1 protein-coding gene is annotated in these 395 nt (G+C 63.8%); it reads left to right on the top strand.

Annotated elements, in window-relative coordinates; translation table 11 throughout:
• Positions 1–395 (top strand): NAD(P)(+) transhydrogenase (Re/Si-specific) subunit beta (locus tag FFK22_RS42345; RefSeq protein WP_143957058.1); only part of this gene is annotated, 395 nt, incomplete at both ends.

Here is a 395-nt window from a genome sequence, read left to right as displayed (position 1 = left end):
GAGATGTCGGACCTCTTGAAGAAGGAGGGGGTGGAGGTGCGCTACGCCATCCACCCGGTGGCGGGCCGCATGCCGGGGCACATGAATGTGCTCCTGGCCGAAGCCAACGTGCCCTATGACGAGGTGTTCGAGCTGGAGGAGATCAACCGCGACTTCGCCCAGGCCGACGTGGCCTTCGTGATCGGGGCGAACGACGTCACCAACCCGGCGGCCAAATCGGATCCGGCGAGCCCGATCTACGGCATGCCGATCCTGGATGTGGCGAATGCCAAGACGGTGCTGTTCGTGAAGCGCTCGATGGCGTCGGGCTATGCCGGCGTCGAGAACGAGCTGTTCTTCCGCGACAACACCCTCATGCTCTTCGGCGATGCCAAGAAGATCAGCGAGGACGTGGC

This window comes from Mycobacterium sp. KBS0706, from assembly GCF_005938675.2.
Taxonomy (GTDB): domain Bacteria; phylum Pseudomonadota; class Alphaproteobacteria; order DSM-16000; family Inquilinaceae; genus Inquilinus.
The sequence above is the reverse complement of the archived record's forward strand: the minus strand, read 5'-3'. Positions and strand labels throughout refer to the sequence as shown.